Source organism: Streptomyces sp. NPDC093089, from assembly GCF_044754405.1.
Taxonomy (GTDB): Bacteria; Actinomycetota; Actinomycetes; order Streptomycetales; family Streptomycetaceae; genus Streptomyces.
Window position 1 is genome coordinate 75786 of sequence record NZ_JBIVPA010000004.1, and the last position, 16733, is coordinate 92518.

The following is a 16733-nucleotide window of genomic DNA, read 5'->3' on the forward strand; positions in this document are numbered from 1 at the left end:
TCGTATGTACACGTCCGACGATGACATGGGATCCGAGCTCGTCGACCTCAACGACGTCCCGCTGTCCGAACTCCGTTCGCAGGACCCGGCCCTGCACGCCCACTCGCGGGAGCGGCTGCTGCGCCAGGTCGAGCGCCCCCGGGTCAACTTCTCCTCCGGCAGTGGCGACGGGGCGCCCGGACGGGCCGACTGACGGCTTACCGGGAGGAGATTCGTGCAGACCGACGGACGTCACGAACCCGCCCGTACCGCGCACCATCTCATTCCCACGGCGCACTTCGACGCCCTGGCCGCGGGGCGGGGCGGTCCCGACACGATCCGCTTCCTGCGGACCTGCGAGTACAGCAGGCGGCTCCTGCTGCTCCGCGCCCTGCTCGACTCGGTCGAGGTCACACCGGGCGCGCTCGGCCCGCTGCCGTCCGTGGACAGCGCCTGGGGCGTCCTGGCGGCCGCTCAGGAGCACGCCCCGGACGCGTTCCGGGAGTTGCTGCTGCATCCGCAGGTCGGCGTGTGGCTCGGGCACGGGCTGCGGCGGATGCGGCACACGGCCTGGGGTGACGGGCCGCTGTGGACCGATCTCGGCCATCTGCACGCGGTGTGCGCCGTCGCGGCGCTGCGCGCCGGGCTTCCGCTGCGCACCACCGTGCCGCTGCGGGACGGCACCGCGATGTTCCCCACCCTCGGCCTCGCCCACCTGCCGGGGCACCCGCACTGGGCGACGGCGGAGGTCGTCGTGGAGGCGGGCCGGCTGCGGATCGGCCCGCACGGGGCGCGCGTGGGCCCGCCGGAACCGCCCGCGCCGTCCGACGGCGACGCTCCCGGGTGGACCGGCCTGCGCCGGCTGCGCGCGCACGCGGCGGGGCGGCGCAGGGACGTGTGGCTGGACGACATCGACCCGTACCGGGACCTCAGCGAGCCGCTGGCCCCGGAGCGCCTCGACGCGGCCGAGACCGCCCGCTGGCAGGAGCGGTTCGCCCTGGCGCTGGAGGTCCTGGAGGACAGCGACCCGGAGTCGGCGGCGGCGCTCGCGGAGGGCTTGCGGAGCCTGACGGCCGTCGCGCCGTCGACGAGCGGGGTGGTCCTCAGCGCGTCCTCCGGGGATGCCTTCGGCGGTCTGCTGACCTCGCTGCCGCCGGATCCGGTGACCCTGGCGGTCACTCTGGTCCACGAGTTCCAGCACACCAAACTGGGCGCGCTGATCCACCTGCTGACGCTGGAGCGGGACGGCGGCGCCGAGCGGCACCACGCGCCCTGGCGGGACGACCCGCGCCCCCTGAGCGGGCTGCTGCAGGGCGCGTACGCCTTCCTCGGCATCACCGACTTCTGGAGCCGTCATCTGGACCGGGCTCCGCGGGCCGGGCGGGCGACGGCCGAGTTCGAGTTCGCCCTCAGCCGCCGGCAGACGCGGGAGGCCGTCGACACGCTCGGCGCCGATCCGGCGCTGACCGCGCACGGGCGGCGCTTCCTGAGGGGCATGGCCGCGCGGCTGCCCGCGTGGGCGGCCGACGGCAGGGTCCGGCCCGGCGTCGACGCCATGGCGGCGTTCGCCGCCACCGACCACCGCACCGGCTGGCGGGTCCGGCACCTGGTCCCGGCTCCGGAGGACGTGCGCGCGCTGGCGCGGGCCTTCGCCTCGGGGGCGGCGGCCGACTGCCGGGTCGCCGGTTCCGCCGTGGTGCCCGACCTCGCCTCCCGCTGGCCCCATGCCCGGACCCGGCTGCTCCGGCAGGTCCTCGCCGCCGCGCCGGACGGCGGAGGGCCCGAGCCGTCCCCCGCCGACCGCGCGCTCGTCACGGGGGATCCCGCGGCGGCGGGCGCGTACGCCGGTCTCCTCGCGGACGATCCGGAGTGCCCCGAGGCGTGGACGGGTCTGGTCCTGGCGCTCGCGTCGGGTGATCCCGCCGCCCGTCCGCTGCTCCGGCGCCCGGAGCTGCTGCGGGCGGTCCATCGCGAGCTCCGGGCCATCGGCACGCCGGCCGATCCGCGGCGGGTGGCGGGGTGGCTGGCCGCCGGGAGGGTGTCCGGACCGCCGGGGTGAGCGTCGGCGCCCCCGGTGCCGGTTTCTGTTGGTTCATGCCGCCCCTTGGTGGTCAACAGGACACGGGGGGCGTTCGGTTGTGAGTTTTCACGTTCGGGCACGGGGGATTCGCCTGCCGTACGACGGGCAGTCATGGGACGGCCGCCGGGAGGTGGCCCACGGGCGCTCTCCTTGGGGCGCTCGTCGGCCGATCCACCCGGTCCGCGCACCCGCACCCGCACCGTCCGTACTCACCCCGGAGGAGAACCCCCCATGGCCGACCTCAATCGTCGCCGGTTCCTGCAGCTGACCGGCGGGGCCGCCGCGTTCACGATGCTCTCGGAGAGCATCGCGCGCGCCGCTTCCATACCCGCGCAGGGCGCCACCGGCACGATCCAGGACGTCGAGCACATCGTCGTCCTGATGCAGGAGAACCGTTCCTTCGACCACTACTTCGGTGCGATGAAGGGCGTACGGGGCTTCGGTGACCCGCGCCCCGTCACCCTGCCCAGCGGGAAGCCGGTCTGGAACCAGTCGGACGGCAACAAGGTCACGCTCCCCTTCCGGCCGACCAGCGACAAGCTGGGCATGGAGTACCTCCAGGGCCTCAACCACGACTGGGCGGGCGGCCAGAGCGCCTTCAACAAGGGCAAGTACGACAACTGGGTCCCGGCCAAGACCAAGGCCACGATGGCCTACCTCACCCGGGACGACATCCCCTTCCACTACGCGCTCGCCGACGCCTTCACCATCTGCGACGCGTACCACTGCTCGTTCATCGGCTCGACCGACCCCAACCGCTACTACCTGTGGAGCGGTCACACCGGCAACGACGGCACGGGCGGCGGTCCCGTCCTCAACAACGCCGAGGCGGGCTACGGCTGGACCACCTACCCCGAGCGCCTGGAGGCGGCCGGGATCTCCTGGAAGGTCTACCAGGACATCGGCGACGGCCTGAACGCCGCCGGCTCCTGGGGCTGGATCAACGACGCCTTCCGCGGCAACTACGGCGACAACTCCCTCCTGTACTTCAACAACTACCGCAACGCCCAGCCCGGCAACCCGCTGTACGACAAGGCCCGCACCGGCACGAACGCCAAGAACGGCGACGGCTACTTCGACGTCCTGCGCGCCGACGTCCAGGCCGGCCGGCTGCCGAAGGTCTCCTGGATCGCCGCCCCCGAGGCCTTCTCCGAGCACTCCAACTGGCCCTCGAACTACGGCGCCTGGTACATCGCGCAGGTCCTGGACGCGCTGACCTCGAACCCGGACGTGTGGGCCCGTACGGCCCTGTTCATCACCTACGACGAGAACGACGGCTTCTTCGACCACGTCGTCCCGCCGTACGTCCCCGGCTCCGCCGCCCAGGGCCTCTCCACCGTCCCGACCGCCCTCGACCACTTCCCCGGCAAGGTGGGCTACACGGCCGGCCCGTACGGCCTCGGCCCCCGCGTCCCGATGATCGTCGTCTCGCCCTGGTCGACCGGCGGTTACACCTGCTCCGAGACCTTCGACCACACCTCGGTGATCCGCTTCATGGAGAGCCGCTTCGGGGTGCGCGAGCCCCAGATCTCGCCCTGGCGACGGGCCGTCTGCGGCGACCTGACCGCCGCCTTCGACTTCACCCGCACCCAGACGCAGCCGGCCGCGCTGCCGCCGACCGCCGGCTACTTCCCGCCGGACCGCAACCGCCACCCCGACTTCCTGGCCACCGCCCCGGCCGTCGGCACGATGCCCCGCCAGGAACCCGGAGCGAAGCCCACCCGCCCGCTGAAGTACGCCCCGTACGTCGACGGCACCGCGGACGTCGCCGCCGGCACCTTCCGCCTCGCCTTCAGCGGCGGCCCGGCCGCGGGCGCCCAGTTCTACGTGACCTCGGCCAACCGCACCGACGCCCCCTGGACGTACACGACGGAGGCCGGGAAGTCGATCGCCGACACCTGGAACACCAAGTACTCCAAGGGCGTCACCGACCTCACCGTCCACGGCCCCAACGGCTTCCTCCGCCGCTTCCGCTCCCCCGGCAAAACCGCCGTCCCCGAGGTCACCGCCCGGCACGACGGCACGACCGGCGACCTCACCCTGACCTTCACCAACGCGGGCGCCGGCACCCAGGTGACCGTGACCGGCGCGTACGGCGGCCCGCCCGTGACGCTGTCCGTCGCCAAGGGCGCCACGGTCACCCACACCGTCCCCCTCGCCTCCTCCGGCCGCTGGTACGACGTCACCGTCACCTCCCCGGTGTCGACCGACTACGTCCGCCGCCTGGCGGGCCACGTGGAGACGGGCGCGGCGGGCGTCTCCGACCCGGCGATCCTCACGTACTGACACCCGCCGACGCCCCGAAGCCCCCTTCTTGAGTTCAGACATCACTGCAGTTCAGGGCCGAGATCACCACATTTCTCCCCGGCCGTGCGTCGCTAGAGTGAGCCTGTCGATCAAGAGGGGGGCCTCATGAGTCAACTTCCCCCTTTCGACATGCCTGTTGACGCTACGAACCGTCACCATCGCCACGAAGTCCGCATCGCACCGTGCATGCGCGATGCGGCTTCGCTTCGAAAGGTACGAAGTGAGACAGCACATGGGGCGGGGCCTGGCCATCGCCCTCACCACCGCGTTGGCCGTGGGGGTGATCCCCGCGTCCGCGGTCGCCGAATCCGGAGGACGGGCGGGCCTCTCCCTGCCGACCCCCGGCCAGCCACGGGCCGTCCCGGTGAAGCCGGTGAAGTCCGGCGGCACGGCGTTCCCTGACGCCGCCGCACTCCACCCGTGGAAGGGGGCCCCACGAGTCAGCCGGCCGGCCTCGGGCAGCACCGACATCCCCCTGGACGCCGCGCCCGGAACCGGTCCCGTCTCGGTGAGCACCACTCCGGTCGGCCCCCTCGCGCAGGCGGGCGTACGGGCTTCCCGTTCCACGCTCGTCGACCCGGCGCCCAAGGCCGGCGCCAAGGTGAAGGTCACGGTCGCGGACCGGACCGCCACCCGTCGGGCGGGCGTGCAGGGCGTACTGCTCAGCGTCGACCGCGCGGTCGCGCAGAGCACCACCGACACCCTTCGGGTCTCCGTCGACTACGACGGGTTCCGCGGCGCGTTCGGCGGGGACTGGGCGGCGCGGCTCCGCTTCGCCGAGCTGCCGTCGTGCGTCCTGTCGACCCCGCAGCGGCCCGAGTGCCGCAGCCAGCGGCCTCTGGACTCCGTGAACGACACCGAGACCGGTGAGGTCTCGGCCGAGATACCCTCCGGCCCGACGACGGTCCCGCGGACGGACGCCGCCAAGGCCTCCTCGGCCTCCGCCTCCGGCGCCATGGTCCTCGCCGTCACCGCCGATCCCAGTGGTCCGACCGGCGACTTCAAGGCCACCCCGCTCGACGCCTCCGCCTCCTGGAGCGCCGGCGGTTCGACCGGCGCCCTGAGCTGGAACCACCCGTTGGAGATTCCCGCCGTGCCGGGCGGCCTGGTCCCGGGCGTCGAGCTCGGCTACAACTCCCAGGCCGTGGACGGCCGTACCGGCGCCTCCAACAACCAGGCGTCCTGGATCGGCGACGGCTGGTCCTACGAGCCGGGCTTCATCGAGCGCCGCTACAAGTCCTGCGAGCAGGACAAGGCGAACGGCACCAACACCACGAAGCGCTTCGACCAGTGCTGGTACAGCGACAACGCGGTGCTGCACCTGGGCGGCAAGTCCACCGAACTCGTCTACGAGAAGGACAAGGGCTGGCACCCCGAGGCGGACTCGGGCGAGAAGGTCGAGAAGCTGACCGGCGCCGTCAACGGTGACGAGGGCACGGACGACGTCGACGGCAAGGGCGAGCACTGGAAGGTCACCACGACCGACGGCACCCAGTACTTCTTCGGCCGGAACCGGCTGCCCGGCTGGACCGACAACGGCACCATCACGCCCGAGGACGACAGCCCGGTGACGGCACCAACACCACCCGGTGCTTCCCCGTGAAGTGGGCGTACGAGGGGGACACCGCCCAGCTCGACTGGTTCAACTCCTACGTGGTCACGCAGGTCGTCGAGGGCGACAACCTCGCCGAGTCCCCCGACAAGGTGACCTCGTACTCCTACCTGGGCGGCGCGGCCTGGGCGAAGAGCACGGACGAGTTCACCAAGGCCGAGGACCGCACCTACTCGGTGCCGCGCGGCTACGGCCGGGTGCAGACCCGGACCGGCGCCGCCGACGACCCCCGCACCCTGACCGAGACCCGCTACTTCCGGGGGATCGACGGGGCTTCGGTCACCGACTTCGCCGGGGTGTCGGCCACCGACCGGGAGCAGTTCGCCGGCCTGCCGCGGGCCACCGCCACGTACAACGGGGACGACACCTCCAAGCTCGTCTCAGCGACCTCCGCCACGCCGTGGCGTTCGGCGGTGGTCGCGACCCGCGCGCTCCGGTCTGCCGGACCTCGTCTCGTACAAGACGGGCATCGAGAAGGAGGAGACGCTCACCACCGTCTCCGGTGGCACCCGCAGGACCTCGAAGACCCGGACGTTCGACGCGTACGGCATGGTCAGTCAGACGTCCGACCTCGGTGACGTGGCCAAGCCCGGTGACGAATCCTGCGTCACCGCCCACTTCGCCCGGAACACCGGCACCTGGCTGGTGAACCGGGTCTACCGCACCGAGGTGGTCGCCGGCGCCTGTGACGGCGCCATCAGCCGGCCCGCGGACGTCATCTCCGACAACCGCAGCTTCTTCGACGGGTCCACGACCCCGGGGACCGCTCCCACCAAGGGCGACGTCACCAGGGTGGAGCAGATCAACGCACTGGGTACCGGATACGACGTCACCAGGACCGTCCCGGTCGCGGACTACGACGTGTACGGACGTCCGCTCAGCTCGACGGACTACTACGGCAAGAAGACCACCACGGTCTACTCCCCCGCCGCCGGCGAGGTTCCCACCAGTTCGGTGACCACGAATCCGCTCGGCCACCAGATCACCACGGTCTCCGACCCACTGCGGGCGAAGCCGACGAGCGTCACCGACGCCAACAACCGGGTGACCACGACGGCCTACGATCCGCTCGGCCGCGTCGTGAAGATCTGGGCCCCGACCCGCTCGGCGGTCACGTACCCGGACTCGCCCAGCCACACCTTCGCCTACACCGTCCGCAACGACGGCCCCAACATCGTCACCAGCAGTTCTCTGGACCACAACTCGGTCTACAAGACGTCCTACGTCTTCTACGACGGTCTGCTGCGGGTCCGGCAGAGCCAATCCCCGTCACCCGACGGGGCGGGCAGGCTGGTCAGCGAGAACTTCTACGACACCCGCGGCCTGGCCTGGCGCACCTCCGGCACGTTCTTCGCCACCGGCCCGGCGGAGCCCGCCCTGGTCACCGGCCAGAACCTCAACTACCCGGGGTCCACGGCCACCGAGTACGACGGCGCCGGTCGAATCACCGGTGTACGTCGTGGTGGTGCTTCGGCGACGAGACCCGCCGCACCACCACGACGTACACCGGTGATTCGACCACCGTCGTCCCCGAGCAGGGCGGCACCACCCTGGCGACCTGGTCCTACGACACGGCGACGGGAGGCAAGGGCCAGCCGGCGAAGTCGACCCGCTGGATCGACGGACGCGCCTACGAGGAGTCCGTCGCCACCTACAACGGGGCCTACCAGCCGGTCGTCACCCAGCTGACCGTCCCCGCGGCCCCGGAGACGGGCACGCTGGCCGGCACCTACAAGTGGACCACCAACTACAACGCCAACACCGGCCAGGTCATGTGGGTCATGCACCCCGCCGTGGGCAACCTGCCGGCGGAGAAGGTCGCCCACACCTACACGGCCACCGGCGGCTTGCTGAACACCGTCGGCGCGGGTACCGACACGCTGGTCTCCGCGATGACGTACGACCACTACGGCCGGACGACCAAGGCGGAGTACGGCGCGTTCGGCAAGCACCTGTGGAAGTCGGTCGAGTACGACGAGCACACCGGCGCGGTGACGCGCACCTACACCGACCGGGAGCTGGCCCCGCAGCGCATCGACGCCACGAGCTACACCTACGACCCGAACGGCAACGTCACCTCGGTGAAGACCGTGTCGGGCCAGGACGCCCAGGCGGTGACCGACACCCAGTGCTTCACCCAGGACGCGCTGCGCCAGATCACCGAGGCCTGGACGGTCGCCCCCTCCGTCGCGAACGGCTGCGCGGCGGGTGCGTCGGCGGCCACCGTGGGCGGTCCGGACGCGTACTGGACGACGTACTCCTACGGCCCGACGGGCAACCGGAAGACCGAGGTCCAGCACAAGACGCCGTCCGGTCCGACCGCTGACATCACCCGCACGTACGCCGCTCCGGTAACGGGCAGCCACAAGCTGCCTTCGGTCACGCAGACCGGTCCGGCGGGCACCACCACCGAGACGTACCAGTACAATGAGACGGGAGCGACGAAGAGCCGGAAGATCGGGGCAGCGGCCGAGCAGATCCTGGAGTGGGACTCCGAGGGACACCTCGCCAGGACCACGCAGGGCACGCTCGTCGACACCTACCGGTACGACACCGAGGGCGACCGGCTCCTCCGTACCGACTCCTCCGGCACCACGCTGTACCTGCCCGGCGGCAACGAGCTGAAGCTGACGAAGACGGGGACGCTCTCCGGCACCCGCCACTACAGCGCGGGCGACACCAAGGTCGCCATGCGGACCGGCGGGAAGCTGGTCTTCCTGCTGGCCGACCACCACGGCACCGGCACGACCCAGGTCGACGCCGCCACCCTGGGCATCGTCCGTCGCAAGACCGCCTTGTTCGGCGGCCCCCGCGGACCTCAGCCGAGTGCGTGGCAGGGCGACCGGGCCTTCGTCGGCGGCGTGCGGGACGCGGACACCGGACTGACGCATCTCGGAGCGCGCGAGTACGACCCGGCGCTCGGCCGGTTCGTCTCCGTGGACCCGGTGATCGACATCTCCGACCCGCTCCAGCTCGACGCGTACGGCTACAGCCACAACAACCCGATCACGAGCAGCGACCCGTCGGGACTGTACGACCCGGACGTGCGGAAGTACTGCCTCGCCAACCCGAAGCAGTGCGACGGCCCGGACCGGCTCAAGCACGTCGACAAGAAGCTCAGGAAGCAGACCGGGACCGTCGTGTTCGTGGCTGAGAACCTGGCGCAAGCGGAGGACTACGCCGCCCACTTCCAGTTCAACCCCAACGTCCGGGTCATCTACCCGGCCAGCGGCTTCGACACCCACAGGACGCCCGTTCCGACACCGAAGTCCGCTCCGACACCGAACATGATGAAGGGCCCCAAGGGTCCCAGGGGCCCCAAGGCGCGTACGGTCGGCATCCTCGCGGTGGCCCAGGCGCCCGGCTACATCATGGAGTACGGCTGGCGCCACGGCTCATGGGAGATGCTGGAGGACTTCTGCGATCCCCTGAACCTGGCCCCGGACGAGTACGTCGACCCCTGGTACCAGCGCCCGGTCGAATGGGCCTGACCTGAGGTCCACCACGTGAGGAGGGTGTCCGTCGCGGCGATCGCCGCGACGGACACCCTCCTCGTTCTTCGCTCAGCGGCCCGGCCGGTCGGTACGGCTGAGCACCCCGACGATGGTGTCGGAGAAGGGGTCCCGGCGCGTGCGGGGCAGCGGCACCTCGACCAGTTTGCCGTCGTGGAGCATCCACAGCCCGAAGCAGTCGTCGTCCTCGTCCCGCACGAGGACCTGCACCGACCACGGATTCGGCCAGGGCAGGGACTCCAGGTGCGACAGAAGACCGGTCCAGTTGCGGCGGATGAACTGGACGACCCAGGCGTAGCACTCGTCGTCAGGGGAGTTCTGCCCGGCGAACATGCCGTCGTCCACACGTGTGAAGCACTGATGCCACTCCCGGTTCTCGTCGGGCTGGGTCAGCGGCTCCATCACCTCTTCGGCGTCCCGCGCCAGCACGATGATCTCGGTGTATCGGCTCATGCGGGCAGTATTCCAACGGAGCTGCGCAATCCGGGTACCGCCCCGGACGACGGCCGGGGCGGTACCCGCCCCAGGTCAGGTGAGGGCGCGCTGGAACTTGTACGTGACCTTGCCGTCCGTCAGGTCGAAGGACGCCATCGGCGGGAACAGGCCCGTCGAGGCGTCACAGTGGTAGTTGAGCTTGTGGCCGGTCGTGGCGGGCCAGTTGGGGTACGCCTCCGAGTGGACCACGCACGAGGCCCGGGGCACGATCGCCCAGAACTGCGCCTCGGTCATGCCCAGCTGGACCTTGTTGTACTTGGACAGCGTCATGGACGGCGCCGTCGGCTTGTACAGGAACTCGTGCTGCTTCAGCACCAGCGTGCCGGCCGCGTTGAAGCTGAAGTTCGCGTACGGAACGTAGTCGCCGCTCTTGGTGAAGCACTGGATGGTCATCGTGCTCACGTTCTCGCACCAGCCGCCCGCCGCGCCGGGCGGGGGCGACTGCGGCCCGTCGAGCTGCTGCCACACAGCGGCCTTGGTCGCGCCGAACGGCACCGCCTCGTACTTCTCGACCGTGAAGCTGAAGCCCGCGTCCGCCCCCGCCGGCGCGCCGTGCGCCGCGCCGGCGCCGGCCGACATTGCCGCGACCGCCGCGACCGAAGTGACCGCCGTGCGCCATGCCTTCGTCATACCCTTACGCCCTTCCTGTCGGATCTGTCCGGATGCACGGCCATCCTTTCCGACGGCGCTCTCCGGATGATCTCCCCGGACTCCGGGCGGCCGGGGTCAGGCGAACGCGGTGCGCAGGTCCACGGGCCGCAGGGGCCCGGGGTCGAGGACGCGGCAGACGCTCGGGGCCAGTCGGGACAGCTGCTGGGCGGCGGAGGGCTGGGCGGCGTGGGCGGTGTGGGCCGTACCGAGCGGTGCGACCAGGTCGTCGTGGTGGGTCGGGATCAGCAGCGGCGGGTTCTCCGTGGCGCGCAGCAGCCGTTCCACGTAGCGGTGCACGGCGCCGTGCGAACTCATCGGGACCAGGGCGACGTCCGGTCGGATGCCGCTCAACTCCCGCTCGACGAAGTTGCTGGCGCCCATGAGGAGGATCCTCGGGCCCGAGTCGACGGACACCTGGTAGGCGAACGTGTCGCCCTCGACGAGGTCGCCGAGGACGGCCGGCCTGCGGGGCGGGGCGGCCCTGCGGCCGGGCGCGAAGGAGCCGTGGTCGGCCAGTTGGCTGTGCAGGCTGCGGAAGACCTCCACCGTGTACCCGTCGAACTGCAGGTACTCGCCCCCCTTGACCTGGATCACGTCGGAGACGCGCGCGGGCGGCGTCCCCATGGCGGTGAGCAGGTGCCGGACGGTCTCGTCGCAGACCGTGCGGATCCGGGACCCCCGCCACTCCGGGCGGCCGAGGAGCTGGGGCACGTCCGCCACGTGGTCGAAGTGGCCGTGGCTGACCAGGATCAGCTCGGGCGGTGCGGCCAGGTGCTGCGCCGCCACCCGTTCCACGGCGGCCGGGTCGTTCCGCAGCGGCAGCCCGGGGTCCAGCCGGCCGGTGGGCCCCAGGCAGGGCATGCGGCTCAGGTACGGGTCGAAGAGGATGCTGCGGTCGCCGTCGATGACGATCTCCCAGCCGGCGACGCCGAGCCAGCGCAGCTCGACGGGGGTGGAGTAGGGTCCGCCGCGTCCGGGCGTCGGCGCGGCGGCGGTCGTTCCCGTCCCGGCGATCGCGGCGCCCGATGCCGCGAGAACTCCCTTGAGTACCGTCCGTCGTTCAGCCAACGTTGCCGCCCTTGCCGTGCGTGATCCCTCGGAATGGGGCGACCATACGGGAGGTCTCGGTACGTACGGCGCCTTTCACGTCACCCCTGTCCTCCGAACGGGGGACCCCGGCGGGGGGGGTGCCGGAACACGCGTACGGGCCCCCGCCCCTCACCGGTGGCGAGGAACGGGAGCCCGTGGGTGGGCGGCGTGGAGCGGGCCCGTGGGCGGGGCCGTCACCCCTTGCCGCAGCCGACCTTCAGGTAGTGCTCGTCCTGGCGCAGAATCGCCTGCATCACCTTCGTCAGGGGGATGCCGGGGTTGATCCCGATCTGCTCGCGCAGGATCTTCTTGGCCTGGTGGAAGACCTGGATCGCGTCGGCCTGCCGGCCTTCCGCGTAGTACGCCATCATGAGCTTGACGTACAGGTCCTCCCGGAACGGGTCGTGGTCGACCAGTCCCGACAGGCGGTTGATCGCCTCGGTGTAGTAGCCGAGACCGAGGTCGGCCTGGGCGCGGAGTTCGACCGCCGCGGTGCGCTCTTCCTGGAGGGCCTCGGCCTTGAGGCGGAGCCGGCTCGACGTGACGTCGGCGAGGGCCGGACCGCGCCAGAGGGCGAGCACCGCGTCGAGCCGTTCGGCGGCGTCCTTGTGCTTGCCCCTCTGGTGCAGTTCCCGGGCCGCCCGTACCGCGTCCCGGAACACGAAGAGGTCGATGGACTCCTGCGGCACCCTCAGTTCGTAGCCGCGGTCGTGCGAACGGATCACGTCGCGTGCAAGACCGGCCTGGGTCAGGGCCTTGCGGACCATCCAGACCGAGGTCTGCAGCTGTCCCGTGACGGTGAGCGGGGGCTCGCCGTCCCAGGAGTCCTCGATGATGGCTTCTTTGGAGACGACCTGTCCGGCTCGCAGGGCGAGGGCGGCGAGGAACCGCCGCTGCCGCTGACCCTGCATGGGTACCGGATCACCCTCCTGCACGAGGGCCACCGGGCCGAGAAGCCGGATCGTCGCCTCATTCCACGTACTCATGGCTTAACTTCCCCCGTCGAAGACGAGCCAAGCCCCTGTCGGAATGGGGCAGGCGTGGCTGGATGCATTTTCGTTTGGCCAGTACTTGCCATTCCTTGGATGTGCGGGCGCTGATCCTAGGCGATTGAGGAGAACGCGGTGAGTGCGGAGATCGGCTCCTGGCTGAAAACTCACCGCAGTCGGCCTCGACTGTCACTCCGTCAGATTCTTCAGGAACTTGGCCGCAATGGGACCCGCGTCGCGGCCGCCCGACCCGCCGTCCTCGAGGAGAACGGCCCAGGCGAGGTTCCGGTCGCCCTGGTATCCGATCATCCACGCGTGGGTGCGCGGCGGGGTCTCGGTGCCGAATTCGGCGGTTCCCGTCTTGGCGTGCGGTTCACCGGAAATACCTCTGAGCGCCTTGCCGGCACCGATGGTGACGGTCGCGCGCATCATGCCCCGCAGGGAGTCGACGACGCCGGCGTCCAGGCGGGCGGGCGCCTCGTACTTCTTGCGCACGGCGTCCGGCACGAGGACGGGCTGCTTGAAGACGCCCTCCTTGACGGTGGCGGCGATCGAGGCCATCACCAGGGGGGACGCCTGCACCCTGGCCTGTCCGATGGTGGACGCGGCCTTGTCGTTGTCGCTGTTGGAGACCGGGACGCTGCCGTCGTAGGTGATGGTGCCGACGTCCCAGGCGCCGCCGATGCCGAAGGCCTGGGCGGCCTCGTGCAGGCCGGCGCCGGGCAGCTTGGCGCGGGAGGCGACGAAGAAGGTGTTGCAGGAGTGGGCGAAGCTGTCCCGGAAGGTGGATCCGGGCGGCAGGACGAACTGGTCCTGGTTCTCGAAGCGCTGGCCGTCGACGTGGGCGAACTTGGGGCAGTCGGCGGGGTCCGAGGGCTTCATGCCCTGCTTGAGCAGGGCGGCGGCGGTGACCACCTTGAAGGTCGAACCGGGCGGGTAGCGGCCCTCCAGGGCGCGGTTCATCCCGGAGGGCTTGTTCGCGGCGGCCAGGATGTGGCCGTTGGTGGGGTCGATCGCGACGACGGCCGCGTTCTTGGTGACGCCTTCCAGGGCGGCCGCGGCGGCCTCCTGGACCTTCGGGTCGATGGTCGTGCGCACCGGCTTGCCCTGCGCCTCTCCGCCACCGGAGAGGGTCTTGACCGGCTGGCCGGAGGCACGGTCCACCACGACGACCGACTTGGCCTGGCCCGAGCCGCCGGCCAGCTGCTTGTCGTAGCGGGCCTCCAGGCCGGAGACGCCCTTGCCGGTCTGCGGGTCGACGGAGCCGACGAGGGAGGCGGCCCTCAGCTCGCGGCCGTCGGCGTCGAGGACGGCGGCCCGGTCGCGGGCGTCGAGGGCGAGGGTCTGCCCGGGAACCATGTCCGGGTGGATCATCTCCGTGCGGAATTCGACCTTCCACTCCTTGCCGGACTCGACCACGTCGGCCTTCGACTTCCAGGAATAGGAACCGGCCCCCGGTATGTCCATCGTCACGGTGAACGGAACGAGGACCTTCGAGGCCTTCCGCTCCCCGTCACCCGCGTCGATCCGGGTCGTGGCGGGCTTCAGGTTGGTCATCACGGACTTGATCAGCGACTCGGCGCCGTCCGGGGTGTCCGTCAGGCGCGCGGCCCGCCCGGCGTCGCCCGCCTCCCAGGCGTCGAGGAAGGCCGTCATCGCCTTCGTCGCCGCCACGACCTTCGGGTCGTCGGAGGCGCCCGCGTCCTTGAACAGAGTGGAATATCCCCAATATCCGGCTCCCGCGACCGCCGCCAACACGACACAGGTCGCGATGACCGAAGAGCCACGAGAGCGTCCCCGGCGAGTGCGGGGCAAGCCGTCCTGATTTCGATAGCTAGCCATGATGTCGAGATTATGCGGACCCGCCTTTTACGCCACCGCCCACAGGAGCATTTCAGGACATCGGCACAAGTGAAGAAATCGTGAAAGGCACAAGAATGGGGAACCACCGGAGACTTGGGCGAGTCGGCGAAAAAGCCGGACAGTGCGGACCCCACCCGTCGGGAACCCCGCGACACGGAGCAAAGAGAGGCGACGAAAGAGGGCATCCCGGAGATCGCTAAGTGGACTAGTCCACTGGAGAAATCGCCCCGAACTCCCGTTCCCGTGAGCGGGAACTGTCCGGATCGCAACCGGTCGCGCGGACGTCCGGGACCCCCGTTCCCTCTCTCCCCGGACCGCGCCCCTTCTTCTCCCGCTCTCCGGCCGGTCCCCGCGATACGGCCGGGAGAGGAGATGAAGAGGAGGCCCGATCAGGGTGGCGGCATCGCCCTTCCGACCGACTCTGGAGACTCCATGTCCCGTGTATCGACCGGCCCCAGCACCGAACCGACCACCGCGCACGCGCTCCTGTCCCGGCTGCGCGAGCACGGTGTGGACACGGTGTTCGGAGTCGTCGGCCGTGAGGCCGCGTCGATCCTCTTCGACGAGGTCGAGGGGATCGACTTCGTCCTCACCCGGCACGAGTTCACCGCCGGCGTCGCCGCCGACGTCCTCGCCCGCATCACCGGCCGCCCCCAGGCCTGCTGGGCCACCCTCGGCCCGGGCATGACGAACCTGTCCACCGGCATCGCCACCTCGGTCCTCGACCGCTCGCCGGTCATCGCCCTGGCCGCCCAGTCGGAGTCCCACGACATCTTCCCGAACGACACCCACCAGTGCCTCGACCTGGTCAAGATCGCCGAGCCGATGACCAAGTACGCCGTCGAGCTCCAGCGCCCCCACGAGATCACCGACCTGGTGGACTCCGCGGTGACCGCCGCGATGACCGAGCCGGTGGGCCCGTCGTTCATCTCCCTCCCCGTCGACCTGCTCGGCTCCAGCGAGGGCATCGACACCTCCGCGCCGAACCCGCCGGCCCGCACCCCCGCCAAGCCGATCGGCGCGGTCGCGGACGGCTGGCAGAAGGCCGCAGACGAGGCCGCGGAGCTGCTCGTGAACGCCGAGCACCCGGTCCTCGTGGTCGGCGCCGCCGCCATCCGCTCCGGCGCGGTGCCCGCCATCCGCGCCCTCGCGGAGCGGCTGAACGTCCCCGTCATCACCACGTACATCGCCAAGGGCGTCCTGCCGCACGACCACGAGCTGAACTACGGGGCCGTCACCGGCTACATGGACGGGATCCTCAACTTCCCCGCCCTGAACACCCTGTTCTCCCCCGTGGACCTCATCCTCACCCTCGGCTACGACTACGCCGAGGACCTGCGCCCCTCCATGTGGCAGAAGGGCGCGGAGAAGAAGACCGTCCGCGTCTCGCCCACCGCCAACCCGGTCCCCCGCGTGTACCGGCCGGACGTCGACGTCGTCACCGACGTGCTGGCGTTCGTCGAGCACCTCGACGCCTCGACCGCCGGGCTCGCCGCCAAGGACCGGCACGACATCGCCCCGCTGCGCGCCCGGATCGCGGAGTTCCTCGCCGACCCGGAGGCCTACGAGGACGGCATGCGGGTCCACCAGGTCATGGACTCGATGAACACCGTCATGGCGGAGGTCGCCGGCGAGGGCCGCGGCACCATCGTCTCCGACATCGGCTTCTTCCGGCACTACGGCGTGCTGTTCGCCCGCGCCGACCAGCCCTTCGGCTTCCTCACCTCGGCCGGCTGCTCCAGCTTCGGCTACGGCATCCCCGCCGCGATGGGCGCCCAGATGGCCCGCCCGGACGAGCCCACCTTCCTCATCGCCGGCGACGGCGGCTTCCACTCCAACAGCGCCGACCTGGAGACCATCGCCCGGCTCAACCTGCCGATCGTGACCGTCGTCGTCAACAACGACACCAACGGCCTCATCGAGCTCTACCAGAACATCGGCCACCACCGCAGCCACGACCCCGCGGTGAAGTTCACCGGCGTCGACTTCGTCGCCCTCGCCGAGGCCAACGGCGTCGAGGCGACCAAGGCGACGGACCGCGACGAACTCCTCGCCGCCCTGCGCAAGGGCGCCGAGCTGGGCCGCCCCTTCCTGATCGAGGTCCCCATCTCCTACGACTTCCAGCCGGGCGGCTTCGGCGCCCTGAGCATCTGACC

General features: G+C 70.9%; 13 protein-coding genes. 8 read left to right on the forward strand and 5 right to left on the reverse strand.

Annotated features, from left to right (window positions below; genetic code table 11):
- The first annotated feature begins 4 nt into the window (after positions 1–4).
- The 7 genes from ACIQFX_RS10425 to ACIQFX_RS10455 all read left to right on the forward strand — a co-directional run bounded on the left by ACIQFX_RS10425 (position 5) and on the right by ACIQFX_RS10455 (position 9469).
- Positions 5–193, forward strand: coding sequence for a hypothetical protein (locus ACIQFX_RS10425; RefSeq protein WP_402460832.1), 189 nt, complete (start codon positions 5–7; stop codon positions 191–193).
- Positions 194–214: 21 nt separating this feature from the next.
- Positions 215–2038: an HEXXH motif domain-containing protein gene (locus ACIQFX_RS10430; protein ID WP_402460833.1), complete on the forward strand. Its 1824-nt coding sequence runs from the start codon at positions 215–217 to the stop codon at positions 2036–2038.
- Positions 2039–2290: 252 nt separating this feature from the next.
- Positions 2291–4345 carry a phosphocholine-specific phospholipase C gene (locus ACIQFX_RS10435; RefSeq protein ID WP_402460835.1) on the forward strand — a complete coding sequence of 685 codons (2055 nt, stop codon included), beginning with the start codon at positions 2291–2293 and terminating at the stop codon, positions 4343–4345.
- Between the two features lie 241 nt (positions 4346–4586).
- Positions 4587–5969: a hypothetical protein gene (locus ACIQFX_RS10440; protein ID WP_402460837.1), complete on the forward strand. Its 1383-nt coding sequence runs from the start codon at positions 4587–4589 to the stop codon at positions 5967–5969.
- The gene (locus ACIQFX_RS10445) at positions 5966–6556 is read left to right on the forward strand and encodes a hypothetical protein (protein WP_402460839.1); all 591 of its coding nucleotides are present in this window, start codon (positions 5966–5968) and stop codon (positions 6554–6556) included. Before ACIQFX_RS10440 ends, ACIQFX_RS10445 begins: the two co-directional genes overlap by 4 nt.
- Positions 6528–7667, forward strand: a complete 1140-nt coding sequence (locus tag ACIQFX_RS10450; protein WP_402460840.1) for a hypothetical protein — start codon at positions 6528–6530, stop codon at positions 7665–7667. The genes ACIQFX_RS10445 and ACIQFX_RS10450 overlap by 29 nt, the downstream gene beginning before the upstream one ends.
- A gap of 92 nt (positions 7668–7759) precedes the next feature.
- Complete coding sequence (locus tag ACIQFX_RS10455; protein WP_402460842.1) at positions 7760–9469, forward strand: RHS repeat-associated core domain-containing protein; 1710 nt, start codon at positions 7760–7762, stop codon at positions 9467–9469.
- A gap of 72 nt (positions 9470–9541) precedes the next feature.
- On the opposite strand, the gene ACIQFX_RS10460 is transcribed toward ACIQFX_RS10455, so the two are convergent.
- The 5 genes from ACIQFX_RS10460 to ACIQFX_RS10480 form a co-directional block, all read right to left on the reverse strand.
- The gene (locus tag ACIQFX_RS10460) at positions 9542–9943 is read right to left on the reverse strand and encodes a hypothetical protein (RefSeq protein ID WP_402460844.1); all 402 of its coding nucleotides are present in this window, start codon (positions 9941–9943) and stop codon (positions 9542–9544) included.
- Between the two features lie 75 nt (positions 9944–10018).
- Positions 10019–10615, reverse strand: coding sequence for a BLIP family protein (locus ACIQFX_RS10465; RefSeq protein WP_402460846.1), 597 nt, complete (start codon positions 10613–10615; stop codon positions 10019–10021).
- Between the two features lie 96 nt (positions 10616–10711).
- Entirely contained in the window at positions 10712–11704 is a 993-nt protein-coding gene (locus ACIQFX_RS10470) for an MBL fold metallo-hydrolase (protein WP_402460848.1), read from the reverse strand.
- Between the two features lie 215 nt (positions 11705–11919).
- Positions 11920–12711: a BTAD domain-containing putative transcriptional regulator gene (locus ACIQFX_RS10475; protein ID WP_402460850.1), complete on the reverse strand. Its 792-nt coding sequence runs from the start codon at positions 12709–12711 to the stop codon at positions 11920–11922.
- 192 nt (positions 12712–12903) lie between these two features.
- Positions 12904–14556 (reverse strand): penicillin-binding transpeptidase domain-containing protein, encoded by a 1653-nt coding sequence (locus ACIQFX_RS10480; protein WP_402460852.1) that lies wholly within the window; start codon positions 14554–14556, stop codon positions 12904–12906.
- 453 nt (positions 14557–15009) lie between these two features.
- Between ACIQFX_RS10480 and ACIQFX_RS10485 the strand changes: the two genes are divergently transcribed.
- A complete protein-coding gene (locus ACIQFX_RS10485) occupies positions 15010–16731 on the forward strand; it encodes a thiamine pyrophosphate-binding protein (RefSeq protein ID WP_402460854.1) in 1722 nt (573 codons plus the stop codon).
- Positions 16732–16733: the final 2 nt, after the last annotated feature.

Bases quoted from the DNA above. Each gene is read 5' to 3' on its own strand.
- ACIQFX_RS10425 (WP_402460832.1), top strand. From the start codon at position 5: ATGTACACGTCCGACGATGACATGGGATCCGAGCTCGTCGACCTCAAC.
- ACIQFX_RS10435 (WP_402460835.1), top strand. From the start codon at position 2,291: ATGGCCGACCTCAATCGTCGCCGGTTCCTGCAGCTGACCGGCGGGGCC.
- ACIQFX_RS10450 (WP_402460840.1), top strand. From the start codon at position 6,528: ATGGTCAGTCAGACGTCCGACCTCGGTGACGTGGCCAAGCCCGGTGAC.
- ACIQFX_RS10455 (WP_402460842.1), top strand. From the start codon at position 7,760: ATGCACCCCGCCGTGGGCAACCTGCCGGCGGAGAAGGTCGCCCACACC.
- ACIQFX_RS10460 (WP_402460844.1), bottom strand. From the start codon at position 9,943: ATGAGCCGATACACCGAGATCATCGTGCTGGCGCGGGACGCCGAAGAG.
- ACIQFX_RS10465 (WP_402460846.1), bottom strand. From the start codon at position 10,615: ATGACGAAGGCATGGCGCACGGCGGTCACTTCGGTCGCGGCGGTCGCG.
- ACIQFX_RS10475 (WP_402460850.1), bottom strand. From the start codon at position 12,711: ATGAGTACGTGGAATGAGGCGACGATCCGGCTTCTCGGCCCGGTGGCC.
- ACIQFX_RS10480 (WP_402460852.1), bottom strand. From the start codon at position 14,556: ATGGCTAGCTATCGAAATCAGGACGGCTTGCCCCGCACTCGCCGGGGA.
- ACIQFX_RS10485 (WP_402460854.1), top strand. From the start codon at position 15,010: ATGTCCCGTGTATCGACCGGCCCCAGCACCGAACCGACCACCGCGCAC.